Here is a 3,692-nt window from a genome sequence, read left to right as displayed (position 1 = left end):
AGCTACCCCGGGGATAACAGGCTTATCTCCCCCAAGAGTCCACATCGACGGGGAGGTTTGGCACCTCGATGTCGGCTCATCGCATCCTGGGGCTGTAGTCGGTCCCAAGGGTTGGGCTGTTCGCCCATTAAAGCGGTACGCGAGCTGGGTTCAGAACGTCGTGAGACAGTTCGGTCCCTATCCGTCGCGGGCGCAGGAAATTTGAGAGGAGCTGTCCTTAGTACGAGAGGACCGGGATGGACGCACCGCTGGTGTACCAGTTGTCTTGCCAAAGGCATAGCTGGGTAGCTACGTGCGGACGGGATAAGTGCTGAAAGCATCTAAGCATGAAGCCCCCCTCAAGATGAGATTTCCCATGGCGCAAGCTAGTAAGATCCCTGAAAGATGATCAGGTTGATAGGTCAGAGGTGGAAGCGTGGCGACATGTGGAGCTGACTGATACTAATAGATCGAGGACTTAACCAACGCTTTTGAAAAAATGAAATACCTTCTTATTATCTAGTTTTGAAGGAACAACGTTCCTCATATGTTTGGTGGCGATAGCGAAGAGGTCACACCCGTTCCCATTCCGAACACGGCAGTTAAGCTCTTCAGCGCCGATGGTAGTTGGGGGTTTCCCCCTGTGAGAGTAGGACGCCGCCAAGCCATTTCGAAGATCAGCCATCCGGCTGGTCTTTTTTTGCGAGATATATTCTTATCCACGCTGTATCCAAGTGCATGAAAAAAGAATCAAATAATGATATTACTATATAGAATAGGTTAGGGCATATTATATTTGAAGCATTTTTTATGATATATGGATAAATAGGTCACCTTCTTTCTATATAATCTTAACCAGATGAAGACATCCGGACAGAATTCTTCGTTTCTGTAGGGATATATGTTAAAATTAACTTAGTTCTGAAACTGTCATTGGGGGAATAGCCGATGGATACCTCTGCTAAAGATGAAATGATTTTTTCGTTTGCTGACTGGTTGAGAGACCAAGGCAAATCAGATAATACGATCAAAACGTATACTGGTGTCCTTTCACAGTTTTGTGACCAGACACAAAAGATATTGATGGAGATTGATTCTGAAGATGTTCAGGATTATCTTGATAATTTAGAAAATTGCAAGAAAAGCCCAGGGACAATTGAAAAACACTATATCGCCCTAAACGTATTCTTCAAATTTTTAGGTAAACCGCAAATAATGCTCTCTGTAGAGCGTAAGGTTAAAGAGCACAAGCATGAGGTGCCTGACACGTTAAATATAAAAGAACAGGAAATCCTGTTAAGGGATATAGAAGCAGAGGGAAATCTAAGGAACATCGCCATCGTGTACCTGCTGTTGCATACTGGAATCCGTGTTTCTGAATTATGTGACTTAAATGGCTCTGACGTCATCATGGATCAGGAGCGGAATTGCATACTAGTCAGAAATGCAAAAGGTGAAATCGATCGAACCATTCCCCTTACACAATCGGCCATTCAGCATGTAAAGAATTATCTAAACTCTTTAAAAGATAAAGCAGATCCTTTGTTCCTTTCGAGTTACAATCAAAGAATCACTCCGAGATCGGTTCAATATATATTGAAAAAATACAATGTGCATCCGCATAAATTGCGTCATACCTTTTGCCAAAGGTTAGTGGATAATGGGATAGATGTTCAAACGATATCCAAGCTTGCCGGTCATAAAGATTTAAATGTGACAAAGCGTTATTTAAAGGAAAAATCGTTGGATTTGGAAGATGCGATTGACCAAACATTCACCAAGCATTGATTCATAGGTAAGTAAAAGGAAGGGATGGTCTTTCCTTTTTTTTTGTCATTTAAGGGCCTAAGCATTTCCTTGGAAATACAGGTACGCCCAACCTTAGCTTATCGAAAGGAAGGGAGCGGGACTTGAGGCGCTACTCGCGGTCTCTGCTGGGCTGTTTGGTATGTGTCCCCCTCGGTCAAATCAACTGAATGCTCCAGGCTCAGGCTTTACCCTCCAGCTTTTATCCTGCCTTCCGGGGCCGCCTGATATAACGGCACGACGATATATGCGACGTTATAGGCATTTTAATCGATCCACTCGCCCAAAGACCTCACTGAGGGCTTTTTTTATTATTATTTCCTCAATATCGTTTTGTTCAAGGTCCATTTCATTGTACATAAAAAAAGCCCTTGTAGGTCGCCACTTTTGTTAAGTGTCTGCTACAAGGGTTTTTTTTCAGTGATCTTTATTTAGCTGCTTTTTTCTTCTTTTTACCTATTTTCATGATTACTTCATATACTACCGGTACTATGACAAGTGTCAGCAAGGTGGAACTCACTAATCCGCCAATTACGGTAATTCCCAAACCTTGTGAGATCAGGCCGCTGCCTTCCGCTCCTATGGCCAACGGTATTAAAGCACCGATCGTAGCCAGGGCGGTCATCAAGATTGGGCGTAGACGGGTAGAGCCCGCCTCGAGCAGCGCTTCACGTGTAGATAATCCGGATTCTTCATTTTTGATTACCCGGTCCACCAATACGATGGCGTTGGTTACAACGATACCGATAAGCATGAGCACACCCATCATGGCTGAAACGCTAATGGTCTCACCGGCAATGAATAAGCCTACTAAAGCTCCGATTACCGTGAACGGTAAGGAGAATAGAATGGCGATCGGAGCTAACCCGCCATGGAAAGTGACGACAAGGACAAAGTAAACGATTGCGATGGCTGCCAACATGGCGATTCCAAGCTGAGTGAACGATTCTTGAATATCTTCGGTCACACCACCATAGTCTACAGTGACACTTGCTGGAAGGTCTAATTTTTCAACTTCCTTTTGTACCTCTTTGGTTACTGCTGCAACATCATCCGATTTGATCGTTGCAGAAACGTCCGCGTAAATTTTTCCGTCGCGTCGGCTTATCGTATCGGATGCCTTACCTTCCTCGATTTTAACAACCTCTTTCAAAGGAATTTCCATTCCCATTGGAGAAGTGATTTTCGTATTCTCGAGATCTTTTTTATCTTCGAATGTCTTTTCTTCTGTCTCTACATAAACTTTGACTTCTTCTCCGTCTTTCTTGATAGTGGTCAAAGCATCGTCTTTGTTCGAATTTGCAATGGACATGCCGACTTGGGCAGCTGTTAGTCCAAGTTCACTAAGTTTCTTCTGGTCTGTCACGAGTGTATATTGCTCATATGCATCGGAAAGACTTGTATCGACATCTTTCAATTGTTTATTTTTCTTCATGATGTTTTGAATATCATTGATTACCGGTTCAATGTCTTTTTGTGTATTTCCATAGACATAAAGAGTCGTTTCATTGCTTGATGTAGAGGTGAACTCTTGTTGCTTCCAAGTTCCGGGAGAGTCAAGATTGGTCAGATATTTTATGATCTTTTCTTTCTTTGCCCCGAAGTTTTCGGTGTCTTCATCATAAAGCACATAGAAGAGCGCGGAATTACTGGAGCCGCCCATCATGCCGCTCATCATGTTTTCACCTAGTGTGTATTGGACTGTTTCCACATCATCTTTATCCATCAGGTACTTTTCTACTTTTTCCGTTTCCTTTTCAATATCCTCTTTTAACTCGCCAGGTGCTGGAGTATAAGTGACGATGATCTGCTTCTCTTCATCTGCCGGCATGAAGCTGACGCCGATGCTTGGAATTAGGAATAAGCTGCCGACCAATAATACTATAGCTGTACCGAATGTAATCAAT

2 protein-coding genes and 2 rRNA genes are annotated in these 3,692 nt (G+C 43.2%); 3 read left to right on the top strand and 1 reads right to left on the bottom strand.

Annotation, left to right across the window (positions count from 1 at the left end; genetic code table 11):
• The 3 genes from CVN76_RS22415 to CVN76_RS22405 form a co-directional block, all read left to right on the top strand.
• Positions 1-465: ribosomal RNA gene (locus CVN76_RS22415) — 23S ribosomal RNA — on the top strand; the annotation flags it as partial.
• A gap of 64 nt (positions 466-529) precedes the next feature.
• Positions 530-645: ribosomal RNA gene (gene rrf, locus CVN76_RS22410) — 5S ribosomal RNA — on the top strand.
• Between the two features lie 282 nt (positions 646-927).
• The gene (locus CVN76_RS22405; protein WP_100533112.1) at positions 928-1,767 is read left to right on the top strand and encodes a tyrosine-type recombinase/integrase; all 840 of its coding nucleotides are present in this window, start codon (positions 928-930) and stop codon (positions 1,765-1,767) included.
• A 445-nt stretch (positions 1,768-2,212) separates the two neighbouring features.
• Here the strand turns inward: CVN76_RS22405 and CVN76_RS22400 are convergent.
• On the bottom strand, positions 2,213-3,692 hold a 1,480-nt coding region (locus CVN76_RS22400), incomplete at its 5' end, for an efflux RND transporter permease subunit (RefSeq protein ID WP_157805758.1).

It is taken from the genome of Bacillus sp. mrc49, from assembly GCF_002803435.1.
This window is presented reverse-complemented; position numbering and strand designations above follow the sequence as displayed.